Genomic DNA, 17140 nt, shown 5'->3' with positions numbered 1-17140 from the left:
CACTTCTCGCAGCACCATTTGCAGCACTACGGCAGATCGAGGATATCCGCGCCCGTGCGGTCATATCGCACCCTCCTTCCTTGTGTCTCGTAGTCGATGGGCAGCTCACGCTCGATATGGATGGCCACCGGCTGGCCGGGCGGCACGTACACGGCATCGAAGGTCTGGCCGAAGCGCTCCTGCACCCACTGGCGCACGTCGGAGACGCCGCCGCCCAGGGCCTGGCTGGCCGCATAGCGGCCGGAGCTGCCGGTGAGGCCGCTGACCACGCCGCCGCTATCCACGGTGCTGGTGACCTCGCCCATGGCGACGGCATTGGCGCTCTGCTCGGCGGCGCCGAGGATGAAGCTGGTCAGCAGGAACTGCTGGGCATTGGTCTTGCGCTCCCCGGGGATGCAGGGCAGGCCCCGCGGGTCGGAGAGCCAGCCGATGGTGGTGCGGCCCGAGCCGTCACCGGAATTGACGTCCTCCGGGGCCGGCAAGGTGCGCACGGTGCCGTCCTCGAAGACGAAGGTCATCGAGTTGACCTGGCCGCGCACGCAGGAGAGCGTCCAGTCGCCGGTGGCGGTACCGCTGACGATGGCGCTCTCCACCTCGGGCAGGGTGATGCCGTTGGCGGTGAGGTTCTCGCGGCCGATCACCACCTTGAACGGATAGGGGTCGTTGACGGTGCCATCGATGGGCACCCGGCCCAGCAGCGCCGTCATGGCCACCGAGCCCATCAGGGTGGAGTTCTCCGGCAGCGTATAGACGGGCTCCACGCTGGATTCATCGGGGCGCCCGGTCACCCGGCTCTCCACCGCACTGGAGCCGCGCCGAGCGGCCTCGCCCAGCTCTCCGGAGGCCTCACCGAAGCGGGTCGGGAAGGTGGTCTCGCCGCGCCCACGCTCGTCCTCCTGGGCGTCCAGGGGCTCGACCCAGGTCAGCGCCTGCACCGAGCCGGGGCCCGAGTAGGTCGTCCCGCTGGGACCGCCGCCGCCCTCCAGCCCTAAGCCAATGGGCAGGTCGTCGTCGCGCTGCCCATCCACCTGGCGGCGCAGCTGGTCCAGCTGCCGTTGCAGGGTGCCCAGCATGGAGCTGTCCGGCTGGGACTGGCCGATTTCCTGACGCAGCCGTTCGCGCTCACGGCGCAGCGCCTCGTCGATGGCGCCGTCGACATCCTGGTTGCGGGTCATCAACCGCTCGTTCTGGTCCCGCAGCGCTTGGGTTTCCGCCTGGGCCTGTTCCAGGTCGCGACGCATGGCCTGCACGTGGCCAACCAACGTGGCCACGGTGTCCCGCGGGGTATCCCCCTCGATGCCGAGCGCCTGCAGCTCGTCGTCGCTCAGGGTCAGCGTCGGGTCTGCCTCCGCGGTCTCGGCGTCCGTGCCGGCATCCCCGCCGCCGCTCAGGCCGCGCACCACGATCAGCAGCACGATCACCAGCAGTGCCGGGACCAGCACCTTCAGCAGGGTATTGCTGCGCAGGGTCATGAGGTGCCCTCCTCGGCCTGATCCGTCTCCTCCAGCGGTATCAGCGCCCTATCCAGTCCGCCGCGCCGAGTGACCAGGAAGACCGTGGTGGTGTCCTCCACGGAGCCCCGCGTGGCCAGGTAGGGGTGCATGAAGGTAGCGGAGTAGAAGTCCCCCTGCAGCCAGCGCGGATCGAGCTCGAAGGCACGCCGTCGATCGTTGTTCTCGAGCTTCACCGCGGTGACCGTCCAGCCATCGAGCCGCCAGGCGCCCAGGGGCGTGGCGGTCACCGGCAGCGACGGCAGCAGGGTACTCAGCGACTCCGGCAGCCGCATGGGCACGCGAGAGACCCCGCGCAGGGGCTCGATGGTCCGCTGGGGCGCATAGAGAGACTGGGCGGCATGCCGGGTCAGCAGCACGGGCACCGGCGTGGCGGTAGCTTGCTGAGCCTCACGGCCTGACGCCTGAGTCGACGGCCGGGACGCCTCTGACGACTGCTCTCCGCGGCTACCCGAGGACGCGCCCGACGAGGCGCGCGACACGCTTGTCCTGGCCGGTGACGCCTCGCGGCTGTCCACCACCAGGATCTCCTCGCTGCTGGCTCCCTCCCGGGCCGAGAGGTCCAGCAGCAGCACATCTCCGCTCTCCACGTCCTGCACCCGCACGCGCTGGGTCTCGAAGGCCTCGAAGGCCTTCAGGTAGAGCACGCCCCCCGCGCTCTGGACGCGCAGCACCTCGGGGTTGGCCAAGGCCGGCGGCAGTCCCACCCGCACGTTGCGGTCCAGGGTGACGATGCGCTCCTCCTCCACCGGCAGCGGTATCGCCAGGGGGCGGCGCTCCCAGTGCATGATCTCCACCGCCAGGGCGTCGCCGGCCAGCACCGCACTCCCCAGGCAGGCCAGGATCAGGCGCTTCATAGCGGGTCTCCTTCATCCTCACGGCCGGGCACCGCCAGGCGCTGCGGGGTGCCCTCGAAGCAGTCCACCTGCAGGCCCCAGGGGTTGCGCTGGGGGTCCACATCGGCGCGCACGATACGCAGCGGATAACGAATGAACAGGTCGCGCACCGGCGTGCCGGCATACTGCTCGTCGATGGCCATATCCAGGGTCACGATCCAGGCGTCGCGGCTCAGCACCTCGACGGCACTGGCGCGATAGCCGCGCCCGGGGATCTCGTAGATGCCGCGCACGCGCCCGGAGAGCTCCTGACGGCGATTGCGGGTCTCGTAGTCGTTGTCCAGGTAGCGCTGGCAGGAGGGGGTGAGAAAGGGCGAGTAGGCCTGCAGGTTGCGTTGATAGTCGCTCTGGCCGTCCGCGGGCCAGCGGTTGATCTGCTGCCAGACGTAGAACCCGAAGGCATAGACGCTCGAGGGGTCGACCTCCCACCAGGCGCGGGTGCTGCCGGAGCGCAGGTCGGGCGGGTTATGGATGGTCAGGTTCTCCGGGGCCGACTTCCAGCCCCACCATAGGCCGGCGCTCAGCAGGGCCAGCACCGCGATGACCAGGCGCAGGGTGGTGATATGGGCATCCCGGGCGCTCAGGGCGTGACGAAAGCGACTCATGGCCGTCCTCCCGGCTGGTAGCGCATCCGCCGCCGCGAGTAGGGGCCGGAGCGGGTGATCAGGGTCTCGCCGCCCCACAGGCGTATGCCCTGCCGGGCCAGGCGGAACTGCAGGCTTCGATAGAGCCAGGCGGCGGGACGGCCGCGCCGCAGCCGCCGCATGACGGCCCCACCGAAGTAGAGCGCCATGCCGGCGCAGGCGAAGGCCACGGTGGGCACCATGGCGATGGCCCCCAGCAGCCAGGCGCCGATCGCGCCCGGCAGCAGGCCCGCGGCCAGGCCGCCCAGGGCCATCATCCCAACCTCATGCCCGGTCATCCCCCGGAACACCACCGGCGCGGCGTTGAGGCGGGTCGGCAGAAAGTCGAGACGGTTGGCCATCAGAGGATCTCCGCCGCCTTGGTGGCCAGCCAGATGATGGCGATGATCAGCACCACCCCCACGACGACCACCACGCCGAACTTCGACCACTCGCCGCGTACCCGCGCCTCGTTGAAGGTGGCGATGGCGGCGATGGCGACGATCAGGAAGGCCACCGTGGCCAGGATCAGGCCGCCCAGGGCGCCGAAGTCGAACAGGTAGTTCTGCAGGGTGGTCAGCAGGCCCTCCCCCTCCCCTCGCGACGGCGCCTCCATGGTGGGCAGCCCCTGCGCCATGGCCTGGGCCGGCACGAGCCCCGCTGCGGCAAGCGCGGCAAAGCCTCGGGTACAGGCATGAGCACGGGCACGAGAGAAGAGTGAACGCACGGTAGTCATAACGAGCTCCTTCTTGAATGACGAATTGCTGAATGACGAAGGTGCGAGGCCTGCGGCCTCAGAGGAAAATCCAGAACATCACCACGACCAGGAAGACGGCACGCAGGGCGGCGAAGCCGAAGTCGTCGCCGCTGACGCGCCCCTTGGCGTAGCCGCGGTAGGAGGAGATGGCGCTCCAGCACGCCCAGAGCAGCACCACGGTGCAGCCCACCCCGGCAATCAGCACGCCCAGGGGTGGCGCCTCGAAGCCGGCACCGGCGGCGAAGGCCTCCATCAGTACCGCTCCCGCAGGTAGTCGCCGGCGAGCGGTGCCGGCTGCCGGGGCGGCAAGCGAGGGGGTGCGAGCACATCATCGATGCCCTCGGCCACCGCCTCGAGGTCACGGCGCAGACGCGGCACGTCCAGGAAGACGCGGGTGGTATCGGGGTCGAACTCCCCGACGCGATTCTCGAGCCGATCCACGATGCGCTGGATCTGGGCCAGCTGGTCCTGAATCAGGGCCAGGTCCTGGCGGGCGATCTCATCGCGCACGCCGTCGCGCTCGGCGGCATAGGCGGTACCGAACTGGGCGGTCAGCAGCGTCAGGAGCAGGGGCGACAGGGCCCTTGGCAAGCGGCGAAGCGTCATGGCAAGACAGTCCATCCGTTGGCTGGCATTGCCGTCATCCTGTCGCCTGCCGGGGTGCAGCGCAGCAGGAAACCATAAGCGCTGCACACGTCGTTTATCTGTGCCCGCTCAATACCCTAGGCATCCGAGCACCGGAGCCCGCACAGGCTCCGGACGATAGCGGCGAGGCGGCAAGATGGCCCCCGACGTGAGGCCTCAGAGGTACTTCTTGAAGCTTCCCGTGGCGATGCTGACCAGCAGGCCGAAGAGCGCCGCGCAGGGCAGCAGGAAGGCGTTGGGGTGGATGGCAAAGGGTACGCTCAGGTAGAGCAGCCAGCCCACCACGAAGACCGGCGTGATGGCCCGCTTGGCGTGGTGATAGATGAAGGCGGACTCGCGCCCCGCGCCGAAGCGGCGCAGGTCGCGGCGCACCAGGCCGTCGACGAAGCCGACCAGGGCCGCCAGGGCGAAGAGCGGCGAGGTCAGCAGCAGGATGACCACCCGGGTCAGGGTCATCAGCGTGACGTAGAGCGCCGCCTGCACGTAGACGTGCAGGGTGCCGAGCCAGCCGCCGTGATGGGCGCTGGTCTCGAGCCAGGCCGCTACCCCGCTCCTCACGAACAGCCAGTCGTAGGCGCGGCTGACCGCGCCCGTCGCCAGGGCGACCGGGTCCGATACGAGCAGCGAGCGGGTGAAGGTGGTATCCAGCCGGGCCATCTCCGCTTCCAGGGTCTCCAGGGCATGCTGGGCCCCGGGCTGGCTCCACCACTGCCAGTAGATCCCTGCCCACTCGATCAGCACCGACATCAGCAGCGAAACCACCAGCACCGCCATGATCTGAAACGGCAGGCCGAACAGCGTGGAGAGCCAGCCGCGTCGGGTTTCCTGGGCGCGCTCTGCCGTGGCCATCTCAGTGCACCCTTACCGGCGTCAGCGAACAGAGCAGGGACCAGCGGCGGTCGTGGTAGTGCAGGATCAGCCGCCCCTCATGGGGGTGCTCGCCCTGCTCCCACACCGGCGAGAGCCCCTTGCGATAGGCGCGCTGGGTCAGCTCGACGCGGTCGATGCCGATGACCACGTAGTCGAGCAGCCCGTACAGGGCCGGCGGCAGCTCACTCAAAGAGCCGCTCTCCAGGGCGACGCTGGAGACGATGGCGGTTGCCGCGGTATCAGGCGTCATGGGCGTTGTCTCGGTGTTCATCACGGTTCTCCCTCTCTTGAGCCAGCGGCCACTCGTCGAGCAGCTGATCCTCGGCCTCCTCCCCCTGCCGGCGCGTTCTGGACTCGTCCTTGTCATGCTCCTCCCTTCGGGCTTCTGCCTGCGCAGGCGGCGGCTCCTGGGCATCGCTGGCCCGCATCGGGAGCTCGGCCCCCAGCTCGCCCAGCTCCAGGTTCACCGGCGGCGGCATCACCGCGGTCCACCACTGCTCGCCGGTGGTGTAGTCACGCTTCATGCGCTCGGCGAGCTCGGCGATGCTGCCGGGGATGTCCTCGTGCCTGTCGGGCAGCGGCAGCGGCATGCGCACCTTCCAGAGCTGGCCGCCCTCGAGCAGGGCGAAGGCCTGCCCCTTGGGCAGCGAGACCACGTCCGCCGGCTCGATCATCGGCACCTGCACGGTGCTGATGCGGTCGCCGCCGGAGCTGGTGAAGTCGATATCGTTGGCGATGTCGCTAGAGTCGGAGGCCATACTCACCAGCATGCGGGTGGCCACGTTGACTTGACGCAGCTGCCGGGTCAGCAGCTCGGCGGTCTTCTCCTCGCGCACTCGCAGCATCACCAGGTTGTTGAAGTTACCCACCACCTGGCCGGCCTTGGCGGCGTTGCCGATGCGCGCCTCGATGTCGGAGAGGGTCTGGGTGTAGGCGGTGACCTGGATGCCGGCGCCGCCCCCCTTGTTGATAAGCGGGATGAACTCGTCGCCCATCAGTTCGTTGAACTCGTCGCAGTGCAGGTTGATCGGCACCTTGCCCATGCGCTGACCGTTCACCGCCGGCAGGCCGTCATCGATGCCGTGCTTGTAGATATGGCCGGCCACCGAGACCAGGTCGGCGAACATGGAATTGCCCACCGCCTGGGCCACCTCGAAGTCGCTCATGGCATCCAGGCCCACGTAGACGATGCCGCGCTTGCGGATGATCTGCTGCCAATCGATGATTGGCCGAGGGTCTTCGATGTCGTCGTAGTCCGGCGAAAGCAGCTCGGCGATGCGCCCGGTGGTCAGCTTCTCCAGCAGCGGCAGCAGGCTCGCCACGATCTTGTCGAAGTAGGTCTTGTCGTAGCGCACGGCGCTGCGCAGCCCCTCGAGTACGGCGTCCACCACCTTGACCTGCTGCAGGTACTGCTCGATGGCCACCACCCGCTTGTCGCGGCCCTGAAACTGGCGGGGGATGTTCTTGTCGTTGAGCTTGCCCTCGATGGTGGTGATGCGTTCCCAGGCGTGCTGGTCGTGGCGGGTCAGGGTCTGCTGGGCGTACTCGATCATCAGGCCGTCGATGTTCACCACGTCCGAGAGGATCTGCTCGTAGGTGGGGCGCTGCCCCAGGGCATGACGGGCCCGGGCCACGATGTTGACGAAGCGCCAGGCGAACTCGCGGAAGGCGGCGCTGTTGCCCTCTCCGGAGAGCTGGCTGGCAAGCCGGGTGGCCACCTCGGAGATGCGCCCGAAGCGGCCCACGGCGTTGTAGCGCGCCGAGATATCCGGCCAGCCCAGGTGGAAGACGTAGAAGGCGTCGCCGCGGCCCGCCCGCTGCGCCTCGGCATACATGCGGATCATCAGGTCGGCGTCGCCCTTGGGGTCGAAGGCGATCACCACGTCGTCGCGATGGATGTCCTGAGTGATCAGGATCTCGGCGAGCCGGGTCTTGCCGACCCGGGTGGTGCCCTCCACCAGGGTGTGACCCACCCGCTCCCCCAGGGGTAGGTAGACGTCGCGCTCCTTCCACTCCACGGCGTGCAGTGCCGCCATGCCGCCCACCGGCGGCAGCGGGCGCACCGGATTCCAGGGCACGTCCGCGGCGAGCAGCTTCACCAGCGGCCGACCGGCCCCATAGCGTTCCAGACGATTCTCCAGCTCCCGGGCCAGGCGGTAGGCCGGTCCCGGGCGCAGGTAGCGCTGCACGTGGGGCTGCTGGCTCTCATGCAGCCGCTGGGTGTGGCGCGCCTCCCACTTGAAGCCCTTGCCCATCCACAGCAGCCGCTGACTGACCGGGATCTGCCGGCTGCGCAGCGCGAAGCGCGGCAGGCGCTTCATGTTGCGACGGTAGCGGAGCACCACCCAGGCCTGCCGAGCACGCCACAGCCCAAAGGCGGCAAAGCCTGCCGCCATGCCGTAGCCCACGCTGGGCGACAGAGCCAGCGACCAGGGCGCCATGATGCAGAGAACCGCACAGGCCAGGCAGACCAGGGCGGTGTTGAGCTCTACCGCGGGGCGCAGCAGCGCCTCCAGGGGGTGTGTCTGGTTCATCGTGCGCTCCTACTGCTCCAGCCCCTGAGCCGTCACCAGCACCGGGTAGTGGGCCAGGCCCAGCCGACCGGCCAGGTCGTCCCCCGGCGTGGGGCGCAGCTCGAGCCCCGGCGCCGCCTCGCGCAGGCGCTCAAGCCCCTCGGGCGTGGCCACCTCGACGATCAGTCCCACGGCATTGAGTTCGCGCAGAACCTCTCCGCGGGCCTCCAGCCAGCGCAGCGACAGCGCATCGTCGCCGACCAGGAAGAAGGGCGTCATGCGGCTCGGCAGCTCCAGCGGACGAAAGCGCACCTCGCCGGGCGATAGCCGCTCGCTGGTCACCGGCAGCATATCCGCCTCGCTGAACGGCACCGGCGCACGCGGGTCCGGCGCATAGCCCTCCTCCTCGGGCACGTCGGCCATGCCGATGGCGACGAAGTAGGGGCGGGCCGGCTTCCCGCCGTGGTCGGCAAGCACCTCCAGTGGAGGCCGCTCGGCCAGGGACATTCGGGGCATCGCCTCGGCCTGGGCGCTAGTGACATGCAGCCCAAGGAGCCAAACCAGCAGGGCGGGTAACGTCCGGCAGCGACGGTCACGCATCAGGCACCTCCCCCGACGCATCCTCACCGCACTCCTCCCGATACTCCTCCCGGGAGCCATGGGCCTCTTCATGGCAGTAATCTATAGGCGGCTCGATCTCGCGAGGCTCGCGCCAGGCCGGTGCCCCGCAGTAGGGGCAGCGATAGGGGGCAGAGCAGGTCATCGATGGCATCTCCCTCAGTTGGCTGCCAGCTGCCGCTGGCGAGACGTTTTCAGCCGCTCGAGCTCGGCGGCGACGATGCGGCGGTAGCGGGCCGCCGGCTCTCCGCCGGCGGGACGGTGGTAGCGCCCGGCCGCCTGCACCCAGTCGCCGGTGGCCTCGAAGTGGCCGCGCAGCAGGCGCGCCGCCTCCTCCAGGTTGGCGTAGGGGTCCAGGGCATCGCAGGGATGGGGAAAGCGCTTGCCGGCGCCGAACAGCTGCGGCTGCCAGCGCACGTTGAGCTGGGCGATGCCCACGTCCACGACGCGGGTCTCCTCGAGGGCCAGCACCAGGGCATCGCAGGCCGCCTGGCGAGTCGCGAAGTGGAAGCCCTCCCCCGCCACGTTCAGGGTCCAGGGCCAGGGCCGGCGCCCCGCCTTCAGGCTCACCACCGACTCCGCCGTGGCCACCGCATAGAGCACCTCGGGCGGGACCTGATGCAGGCTTGCCGCATCGAAATAGGCCGGCGGCACCGCGGCCGCCTTAGCCAGCGATGACACCACCGCCAGGCCACCGCCCAGCGCGCAGCCCATCACCAGGCGTCGGCATACCGTCAGCCTCATGTCACCCCCTCACCTCGGGTAGACCTGGGGCAGCGACCCCACGGTGATGCCGTGCTCGGGGTCCGGCTGGCCGTGGTTGAGGGTGATGTCCCGCGCCCGCACGCGATCCGCCGGCACGCCCACGCGGCTCGCCCAGTCGCGTATCACGGCGTCGTCTCCGTCACTGTCGAGCACGAAGATGTCCATCTGGGCGCCCTGAGCCATCAGCTCGCTGACGGTGCTGTCGCAGCGCTCGCACGCCTCGAGTGCCACATACACCGTCAGCCGCGCCTGCAGTGCGCCCTCGTCGGTGAAGTGGAAGGCCGCACGCGGCCGCAGGGTGAACTCATCCACGGGCATCTCGTCGGGGTAGAGGCGCTGCCAGGCCTCGTCATAGGCTCGCTGGAACGCCAGCTCGCGCTCGGTGCGAGCGCGCTCCACCTCCACCAGCAGCTCCGCATAGCGGCGGCGCTCCTCGGCGCTGCGCGCCTCCACGCCCAGGGCGGTGATGGGGTCGAGGTTGGGCGACCAGATCCCTCGCGGCCCCTCCATCAGCGTCTCGTAGTGCTCCCAGTCGCGCTCGGTCAGTTTCCAGGCCTCTGCTCGCTGCGTGCGCGTCGTGGTGCGCTCGCTCTCGAGCAGCCGCTGGGCCTCCTGAATCACGACGGAGGCGTCGGAGCGGCTCTCCGGGGTGGGCTGGGCATCGGCCTGGCTTGACAGCAGCGCCACGGCAACGGCCATCGCGGGCAGAACAGCAAGTGTCAGGGTGGTCATCGCAGGCTCTCCGGTGGGCTCAGGGAATCTGGACGTCGACCGAGCGGCCGTTGCGGCTGAAGACGGCGTGGGTGCCGCGGATCCTCGTCAGCTCCCAGCCATCCTGGCGATCCCCGACGCCCAGCAGCCGGATATCCCGCAGGCTCGACAGGCCGTTGGGCGAAACGCCGACGTAGGGGCGCCCGCCCCGGGACTCGACACCGGTGACCTGGAACGGGGGAGACGGCGGGGTCGCTGGCCGCGGCGCCTGGCGGGCAGGTGCCGGGCGTGACGCCGCCTGCCGGCTCTGCTCAAGGCGCTCCTCCAGCGTCTGGATCTGCTCGTTCTGGGCGGTAACGCGCAGGTTGAGCTCGCTATCCAGGCGGCTCAGCGTCTCGGAAAGCTCAGACAGGCGGGGCTCGAGCGGATCCAGTTGATCCAGCTGAGCCTGTACGGCGGTGATGCCGGCGGCATTCTCCTGCCCTCGCTGCTCGGCCCGTTCGAGACGCTGATCCAGCTCCGTCAGGCGCTGCTCCAGCGCCGCCTGCAGTGATTCCACTCGGGCAAGCGTCTCCTCCAAGGGCACCACCGCCTGATGTACCTGGGACTGCACCAGGGATTCCAGCGGCACCTCCTCGGGCGCCGGCCTCAACAGCAGAGCCCCTGACACCACGGCGCCGGCCAGGCTGACCGCCAGCAGGCCGTAGAGGGCCTTCCTGCCGCCCTTCCCTGCTCCGCGCTTGCCGCGATGCTGCGGCTCTGTCGGCCTCTGGTCGGGCGACAGCCCGGTGGGCTCACTCATCGCTCACCTCCGCCACCGCTGCATTGCTCTCGTCACGGCTGTCGTCGCCGTGCCCCGGCGCATAGCGGATATCCCGCACCTGGTAGCAGACCTCTCTGGCGACGGGGTCGACCTCCAGCTCCCAGGCGTCACCGCCCAGCACCTGGAGGGCTTCGCGCAGCGGCATGGGACCCAGCCGGTAGTGGGCCGCCGGCAGCGGCTTGCGGTAGAGGGTGCGCTGGGCGGGACCGGGTGCGGGGCAGAGCGAATAGCCGGTATGGCGCAGGGTGTGATGCAGCGCCTCCTCCACGGTGGTGGTCATGGATGCCGGAATGCGCACGTCGATGGTCTGCTCCAGGAGATAGCGCTGCCCCAGTGAGGCCTGGGTCGCTACCAGCTGGTAACGCCCGGTGCGAATCACCTCGACGGAAGGCAGCTCGTCGCTGTAGATGTCCGGGGTCACCGCCTCGGTCGTCGGCGGGTTGGGGCCGGTGACCACGGCCCGATGCCGCTCGCCGTCTACGTCGAAGTACGGCAGCGAGAGCACCAGAGGATCGGCGCTCGAGGGGTCGGGAGTCTGTGGTGGCTGATGGGCGCAGCCCGCCAGCAGCGTGGTGGCGATCAGCGCAGCGGTCGAGAGGGTGGGAAGGTTGAACATGCGTTGCCTCAAGGGAGTCCATTCAATGGCGTTGAGGCAGGAGATTCTCGGGTTTGCAGGGGCGGGTCGATTGAAAAGCGTAATCAGGCGGGGAAAGGAAAAACGCCCCGGGGTGGGGCGTTCTTCGCGGGTTGGCGATTGATCGAAGCGCTGTGGATCAATGCATGGCCGGCGAATCGAATGAGCCGGCCGCTTCTCCCGAGTGGGCAGCGGCGTAGCCGTTGCCGGACTCAGGCAGCTCCGCTGAGTCAGCGGATCTGTCGTTACCGGCACCCTGCTCGTCGCGCCGGGGCGCCTGGTAAACCATCTCGCCGTTCACCTTGATCCAACTGATGAACAGCAGGCGGGCCTTGAGACTGACGCCGGTCTGGCCGGCCTTGTCACCCTTGGAGTAGACGAAGGTGTCCGTCCAGAGGTCGCCCAGCTTGAAGCCGATCAGCACCTTGCGGCCCTGGTACACCGCCTGACGGCAGCGTTTGACGAGCGCTTCGGCCTCGCGGCCGCTGATCCGGCAGTCGAAGCGGGTGTAGCCCACATCGGATGCGGGGCCATTCAGGGCCGCGATATCGCATGCCCAGAACGCCTCTCCGCGCTTCGGCTTTACCTCCCGGATGCGGTTGAGGTAGCCAAGGCCGGTGATATGCAGGTCGAAGAAGCCAGTGGTGGCACTCGGGTGAGTGGTGACCGTCATGGTGTGTCTCCTCGGTGGTTTCAGTCTGCGCCCGGGAGACACTCGCCCCCTCTGGGAAGTCGAGTGGCTTCCCGGGTGGGCAAGAGGTGGATTCAGGCGCTGGCTCAGCCCATCAGCACGCAGTGGTGCCGAGAGCCCGCCAGGTGGGTGTGGCAGCAGTCGCAGGATGACGTCGAGAACGCCTCGTCTTGCTCGCTATCGCCGACGACGAGGGTATTCCCGTCGCGCTGCGTGGCGGCGATGGCGTCACGCACCTCCCGCTCGCGGGCGGCGGCGCTCTCTTCATCCAGGAAGTGATCGAGCCCGGTGGCATCGTCGTTGGCGATGATCATCAGGCAGTCGTCACAGACCATGACATGGTCGTCGACAATCGTGGCCATGGGGTATTCCTCCAGGTTCCAGGGGGTCCGCCCCCCTGGGGAGGCATCTCCCCGAATGGGTGGTAGCAGTGGCATCCGGCCCTGATGGGCGGCCTCGTCTCGGGATGCGCGAGGCCTTGGGAGGTGGCGTACCGCCAAGCGGTGCACCCTTGAAACGCCTGGGTGCCTGGGTGTCTCGGTTGGAGCCGGCCGAGACCACCGGGCCGCCAGCGGCGGCACTTGCCCACTGGGAGGCTGCCCGTCACGTCGGCAGCGTCTCCTCGATATCCCCACTCGCAAGACGCGGCACACCACGCCTTGGGATTGAAGACCATAGAGGGCATCAACAGGGTCGTCGCCGTATCGACAAGTACCAGGATGTCCGCCATGCAACTGGAGCCAAGGCATGTCCCTCGTTGCCATGCTTCGCTCACGGTGGCACCCGAATCTCTTCGCGGACGCATTCGGTCGATCAAGCACAGATCCCTGTACAAAGGGCTCCCGTTGGTGATGCGGCGGGCTCCGCAGAAGGGCAGGCGTTTCCAGCGTGGAAACGTCAACCGGCCTGCCGGCTTCCCTGGATCAAGGTAGCCGGCAGGCCGGTCGTCGTATGAAGGAGATGGCCAACCAACCAAGCTGGCCTGGGACTAATGAACCTCGAACCCCGACTGTTGATGATGCAGTGTGAGCCGTAGAGGCGGGATGGGGCGTATTCGTCTCGCGAGGTGCGAATACTTTGGGGGATTGAGCGTTGGCGCTCAAAGGGCGTTGCGTGATGACCGTCAGCAACCAACGGGGTACAAGTCCTATTATTGAGCCTGCCCCTTTCACGGTCAAGGCGATGGCGCCTTACGCCGGCTGCCGGCACCTTTCCCGGGCGCCTTGTCGCGCAACATGCCGCGGCACTCCGGGTAGCGCGAGCAGCCCCAGAAGGTCCCATACTGGCCCTGGCGCTTGCGCATGGGCGCCTGACACTCCGGGCACGTCTTGCTCTTCGGCTGAGGCATCGTCACCGTGGACTCCCGCGCATGCTGCACCAGCTTCTCCACCATGCCGGCCTGACGCCCCATGAACTCCTGCAGCGCCAGGCGCCCTGCCGCGACGTCATCCAACGCCTGCTCCCAGAGCGCCGTCATGCCGGGATTGGTGATGACGGAAGGCAGCGCATCGATCAGCTGCTGGCCGGTCGGCGTCGAGACCAGGGCGCGCTTCTGCCGCTTGATGAAGCCCCGCTTCAGCAGCGTCTCGATGATGCCGGCCCGCGTTGCCTCGGTACCGATCCCAGCCGTCTCCTTGAGGCGCGCCTTCAGGCGCTCGTCTGTCACGAATCGAGCGGCATGCTTCATGGCGGCGATCAGGGTGCCCTCGGTGAAAGCCTTGGGCGGTGCCGTCTGCTTGGCCAGCACCTCAAGCTGCCGGGCCTGGCAGGATTCGTCCTCGCTCAGCGACGGCAGCGGAGGCGCTTCCCGCTCCTCCTCATCGCCCTCTCCAGCAGCCGCCCGGGGAAAGAGCATGCGCCACCCCTCCACATGCACCTGCCGCCCTGAGGCCACGAACGCTTCGCCATCCAGGTCCACCCGAAGCTCGGTCCGATCATACTCGTGAGCCGGCAGAAACTGGGCCAGATAGTGGCGACGAATCAGGTCGTAGACGTTGCGCTCGGCATCGCTCAGCTTGGCCGGATCGCATGCCGCCGTCGGGATGATGCCGTGGTGTGCGGTGATCTTGCTGTCGTTCCAGACGCGGCTCTTGCGGTTCGTGTCCAGGCGCTGGCGAAGCGGCGGCAGCTCTTCATCCGAGTGCAGCAGCATCGTCACGATGCGCTCGGCCTCCTCGCACTGCGACTCCGGCAGATACCGACAGTCGGTTCGCGGGTAGCTGGTCGCCTTGTGGGCTTCATAGAGCGCCTGGGCGATGTCCAGTACCTGCTGGGCACCGTAGCCAAAGCGGCGCGAGGCCTCCTGCTGCAGCGATGACAGGTCCATCACCAGAGGCGCCGCCTCCTTCTTGCGGCTCGTCTCGAGGTGGTTGACACGCCCCTGCTGCCCAGTGACTCGCTGAGCCAGCGACCGGGCGGCTTCCTCGCTGATACAGCGCCCTGCAGCATCCTGGATCGAGGCATCACCCGGCTGCCACTTCGCCTGGAGGGTGCCGTCCGACGCCTCCAGATGCGCCACGACCTCCCAGAAAGGCTGGGGAACGAAGTTGGCAATCTCCCGGTCGCGATCCACGACCAGCCGCAGCGCAGGCGTCTGCACACGTCCCACCGAGAGCACCCCCTGATGCCCCTGTCGCTGGGCCAGCACCGTATAGGCCCGGGTCAGATTCATCCCGACCAGCCAATCGGCCCGGCTACGCCCAAGCCCAGCCAGGTATAGCGGGTAGGTCGCCTCGCCGGGCCTGATGCCGGCCAGGGCCTTGCGGATCGAGGCGTCGTCCAGGGCCGAGAGCCACAGGCGTGTGACCCGCCCCCGATAGCCGCAGTAATCCAGCAGCTCACGGGCGATGGTTTCCCCTTCCCGGTCGGCATCGGTGGCCACCACCACCTCGGTCGCCTGGCCCAGCAGCTTCTTCACCACACCGAACTGCTTGCGGCCGCTCTTCTTGATCTCCATCTTCCAGGTCGAAGGCAGAATCGGCAGCGCCTCCAGCGACCAGCGCTTGAGCGCCGGGTCATACTGCTCCGGCGGGGCCTGCTCGAGCAGGTGCCCGAAGCCCCAGGTCACGACACACCCCTCGCCCTTCAGGAAGCCCTCGCTGCGCTGGCCGGCACCGATCACGCGGGCAATATCTCGGGCCTGCGAAGGCTTCTCGCACAGGAATACACGCATTGGCTCGCCTCCCTCATCAGCGTGGAGGGCAGCATGGCAAGGCAGTGGGAGGGAGCGAAGCAAGAAAGGGAACGTCAGCGAAACGGCTTTGCACCGCCGCCTTCAAGGATTGGCCATTAGCTCGGCGACGTCCATCACGTCGCCCAGGAGAAACAGCATCTGCGTGCCGGACGAACCGGCGCCTCTGACTATGGGCTGGGGTGGCGGATGGCCGCGAAGATCGCGGCCATGCCGAAGGGCATCCTTGAGCTCGGTCACACGGACGCCCAGCAGCTGAGCCGTGTGGCCGATGCCGATCCGCTCTTTTCTCAGTGCTGGCGATGTCACCTAATGCCCTCCTCTCTACGCTAACGGAGCGCCATGCGGAAACGCTCCTCGAGCGCCACGCCCATGGCATCCCCATCGTACCCGGCATTGGTCGCCGGCAGGTACTCAACGCTGATGCGAGAGCCGCTGCCGTCGCGCTGAATTTGTGCCCTCAGCACCAGGGAGTGCTCGGCACCGTTGACGGTCTGCCTGGCATAGTCACTCATCTGATAGAAGGCGCCGGGCGTGGCATCGAAGTGCCAGGCGTTGTCCATCATCGCCCACTGGTCAGAGTTGCTGTTCGGGTTGAAGTCCGCCTCGGAGCGGAATCCGAACTCGGAACGCACCCGAGCATAGGCCGTATCCACGTCCAGCGGCGATGACATGCTGAAACGGCCATGCCGGCTGCTTGCGGATACCTCCTGGCCTCTGCTGGCTGCCACAGCTTCCTCGTCGATAGCAGGCTGCTGCTCGGGATCGTAATTGACTGGCTCCCCGGTCACCGGGTTATTGATGCAGGTCAGGCAGCGCCCTTGAGAGTAGAGATGGTCCTGGGTGGCACAGCCCGCTGCCAAGGTCACAGCAGCACCCAGGCCCATCCAGCACAGCACCCTCCTGGCTCCCTTCATCGCTCTTCTCCTTGATTCATCCATGATCATTCAGCGGCTAGCCCCCGTAGCCTTCCTGGCTGGCCCCCGGGCCGCTGGCATATTGCTCAGCCGGCTGCTGATGGCTATGGGGGGTATCCATGATTACCTGAGCCACCCGATGAGGCAAGATAGCCACCCGGTCCGCCTGCACCTTGAACGCCGTGCGCGTCTCGCCGTTCTGCTCCCAGCTGTCTTGAACCATCTTACCTACCACCACCACCCGCATGCCCCGCTGGTACAGCCGCGACCAGCGCTCGGCGTCGCGGTGCCACCACTCCACATCGGCCCAGAAGCCACCACGATCCACGACCTCTCCGTCCTTGGGGACCAGGTTATCGAACCGCACATTGAGCCTGAGTAGCGTGCGGGGCGGCTGGTTATCACGCACGGGGAAGGTCCGAACCTCCGGATCGCTGCCGATATTTCCCTCGCCGTAGAAGCGTGTTCCCATGGGTATCCTCCTTGGTCGTTATCGCTGAAATGAGATGGCATGCTCGATATCGGCCAGCGCCTTGCCGATACGCTTGATCGACCAGTTGATCGTGGCCGCCTTGGCATTGAACACGCAGCGCTGAACCTCGAGGTCGATGACGGACTGCCGAATCGCCTCGGATATATCGTCACGCGCCAGGAATGTCTCCAGCAGCCAAAGCCCCATGCTCCTCTGCTTGTTATCACGCCACTGAAGAGTTCTTGCTGGGATGCCTGACTTCCCCCATGGGGTGAGCCAAAGGTCGGTCGATTTCAGCAAGCCGCCATTCGCTTGCGACGCCATATCGATCGCCTCTTGCCGCGCCGCTCTTGCCGCCTCTTCCAGCTCGTCACGGAGCCGAATCAGCTCCCCCTTACCCTTAAAGGGTTTTAAAAAACCCTTTGCGTAGCTGTTGAATGCGTCATTGCCATAGCTGTTCGATGCGCGATTCACCCTGCCCCCTCCCTCATGCTCTTGCTGTGA

22 protein-coding genes and 1 pseudogene are annotated in these 17140 nt (G+C 67.7%); all 23 read right to left on the bottom strand.

The features are described 5' to 3' along the window. Positions 1-26 precede the first annotated feature (26 nt). A complete protein-coding gene (locus tag J5F18_RS03580; RefSeq protein ID WP_346300963.1) occupies positions 27-1472 on the bottom strand; it encodes a TIGR03752 family integrating conjugative element protein in 1446 nt (481 codons plus the stop codon). Then, on the bottom strand, positions 1469-2368 hold the full coding sequence (locus tag J5F18_RS03575) for a TIGR03749 family integrating conjugative element protein (RefSeq protein WP_346300962.1): 900 nt from the start codon (positions 2366-2368) through the stop codon (positions 1469-1471). Before J5F18_RS03575 ends, J5F18_RS03580 begins: the two co-directional genes overlap by 4 nt. Beyond that, the gene (locus J5F18_RS03570) at positions 2365-3012 is read right to left on the bottom strand and encodes a PFL_4703 family integrating conjugative element protein (protein ID WP_346300961.1); all 648 of its coding nucleotides are present in this window, start codon (positions 3010-3012) and stop codon (positions 2365-2367) included. The genes J5F18_RS03575 and J5F18_RS03570 overlap by 4 nt, the downstream gene beginning before the upstream one ends. Further along, positions 3009-3392, bottom strand: a complete 384-nt coding sequence (locus J5F18_RS03565) for a TIGR03750 family conjugal transfer protein (protein WP_023005030.1) — start codon at positions 3390-3392, stop codon at positions 3009-3011. Before J5F18_RS03565 ends, J5F18_RS03570 begins: the two co-directional genes overlap by 4 nt. Then, positions 3392-3766: a TIGR03745 family integrating conjugative element membrane protein gene (locus J5F18_RS03560; RefSeq protein WP_346300960.1), complete on the bottom strand. Its 375-nt coding sequence runs from the start codon at positions 3764-3766 to the stop codon at positions 3392-3394. Before J5F18_RS03560 ends, J5F18_RS03565 begins: the two co-directional genes overlap by 1 nt. Positions 3767-3824: 58 nt before the next feature. Continuing rightward, on the bottom strand, positions 3825-4040 hold the full coding sequence (locus J5F18_RS03555; RefSeq protein WP_023005028.1) for a TIGR03758 family integrating conjugative element protein: 216 nt from the start codon (positions 4038-4040) through the stop codon (positions 3825-3827). Then, the gene (locus tag J5F18_RS03550; RefSeq protein WP_346300959.1) at positions 4040-4393 is read right to left on the bottom strand and encodes an RAQPRD family integrative conjugative element protein; all 354 of its coding nucleotides are present in this window, start codon (positions 4391-4393) and stop codon (positions 4040-4042) included. Before J5F18_RS03550 ends, J5F18_RS03555 begins: the two co-directional genes overlap by 1 nt. A 195-nt stretch (positions 4394-4588) precedes the next feature. Next, complete coding sequence (locus J5F18_RS03545; protein ID WP_346300958.1) at positions 4589-5281, bottom strand: TIGR03747 family integrating conjugative element membrane protein; 693 nt, start codon at positions 5279-5281, stop codon at positions 4589-4591. Position 5282: 1 nt separating this feature from the next. Continuing rightward, positions 5283-5573 carry a hypothetical protein gene (locus J5F18_RS03540; protein WP_309717455.1) on the bottom strand — a complete coding sequence of 97 codons (291 nt, stop codon included), beginning with the start codon at positions 5571-5573 and terminating at the stop codon, positions 5283-5285. A gap of 217 nt (positions 5574-5790) precedes the next feature. Then, a pseudogene (gene traD, locus J5F18_RS03535) lies at positions 5791-7836 on the bottom strand (type IV conjugative transfer system coupling protein TraD); the annotation flags it as partial. A 9-nt stretch (positions 7837-7845) separates the two neighbouring features. Then, positions 7846-8415, bottom strand: coding sequence for an integrating conjugative element protein (locus J5F18_RS03530; protein WP_346300957.1), 570 nt, complete (start codon positions 8413-8415; stop codon positions 7846-7848). Then, on the bottom strand, positions 8408-8578 hold the full coding sequence (locus J5F18_RS03525; protein WP_346300956.1) for a hypothetical protein: 171 nt from the start codon (positions 8576-8578) through the stop codon (positions 8408-8410). The genes J5F18_RS03530 and J5F18_RS03525 overlap by 8 nt, the downstream gene beginning before the upstream one ends. A gap of 14 nt (positions 8579-8592) precedes the next feature. After that, positions 8593-9177 carry a transglycosylase SLT domain-containing protein gene (locus tag J5F18_RS03520; RefSeq protein WP_346300955.1) on the bottom strand — a complete coding sequence of 195 codons (585 nt, stop codon included), beginning with the start codon at positions 9175-9177 and terminating at the stop codon, positions 8593-8595. 9 nt (positions 9178-9186) lie between these two features. After that, positions 9187-9930, bottom strand: a complete 744-nt coding sequence (locus J5F18_RS03515) for a TIGR03759 family integrating conjugative element protein (RefSeq protein WP_346300954.1) — start codon at positions 9928-9930, stop codon at positions 9187-9189. A gap of 19 nt (positions 9931-9949) precedes the next feature. Then, entirely contained in the window at positions 9950-10711 is a 762-nt protein-coding gene (locus J5F18_RS03510) for a hypothetical protein (protein ID WP_346300953.1), read from the bottom strand. Next, complete coding sequence (locus tag J5F18_RS03505; protein ID WP_346300952.1) at positions 10704-11348, bottom strand: hypothetical protein; 645 nt, start codon at positions 11346-11348, stop codon at positions 10704-10706. The genes J5F18_RS03510 and J5F18_RS03505 overlap by 8 nt, the downstream gene beginning before the upstream one ends. Positions 11349-11505: 157 nt before the next feature. After that, positions 11506-12039 carry an STY4534 family ICE replication protein gene (locus J5F18_RS03500; protein ID WP_346300951.1) on the bottom strand — a complete coding sequence of 178 codons (534 nt, stop codon included), beginning with the start codon at positions 12037-12039 and terminating at the stop codon, positions 11506-11508. A 104-nt stretch (positions 12040-12143) separates the two neighbouring features. After that, positions 12144-12419 carry a hypothetical protein gene (locus J5F18_RS03495; protein ID WP_346300950.1) on the bottom strand — a complete coding sequence of 92 codons (276 nt, stop codon included), beginning with the start codon at positions 12417-12419 and terminating at the stop codon, positions 12144-12146. An 812-nt stretch (positions 12420-13231) separates the two neighbouring features. Beyond that, complete coding sequence (locus J5F18_RS03490) at positions 13232-15229, bottom strand: DNA topoisomerase III (protein WP_346300949.1); 1998 nt, start codon at positions 15227-15229, stop codon at positions 13232-13234. Between the two features lie 102 nt (positions 15230-15331). Continuing rightward, positions 15332-15556 (bottom strand): hypothetical protein, encoded by a 225-nt coding sequence (locus J5F18_RS03485; RefSeq protein ID WP_346300948.1) that lies wholly within the window; start codon positions 15554-15556, stop codon positions 15332-15334. A 20-nt stretch (positions 15557-15576) separates the two neighbouring features. After that, on the bottom strand, positions 15577-16164 hold the full coding sequence (locus tag J5F18_RS03480) for a hypothetical protein (RefSeq protein ID WP_346300947.1): 588 nt from the start codon (positions 16162-16164) through the stop codon (positions 15577-15579). 37 nt (positions 16165-16201) lie between these two features. Continuing rightward, entirely contained in the window at positions 16202-16636 is a 435-nt protein-coding gene (locus J5F18_RS03475; protein ID WP_346300946.1) for a single-stranded DNA-binding protein, read from the bottom strand. Between the two features lie 18 nt (positions 16637-16654). Continuing rightward, positions 16655-17140, bottom strand: a 486-nt coding sequence (locus J5F18_RS03470; RefSeq protein ID WP_346300945.1) for a DUF3158 family protein, incomplete at its 5' end; no start/stop codon positions are given.

The organism is Halomonas sp. BM-2019, from assembly GCF_017584085.1.
The sequence above is the reverse complement of the archived record's forward strand: the minus strand, read 5'-3'. Positions and strand labels throughout refer to the sequence as shown.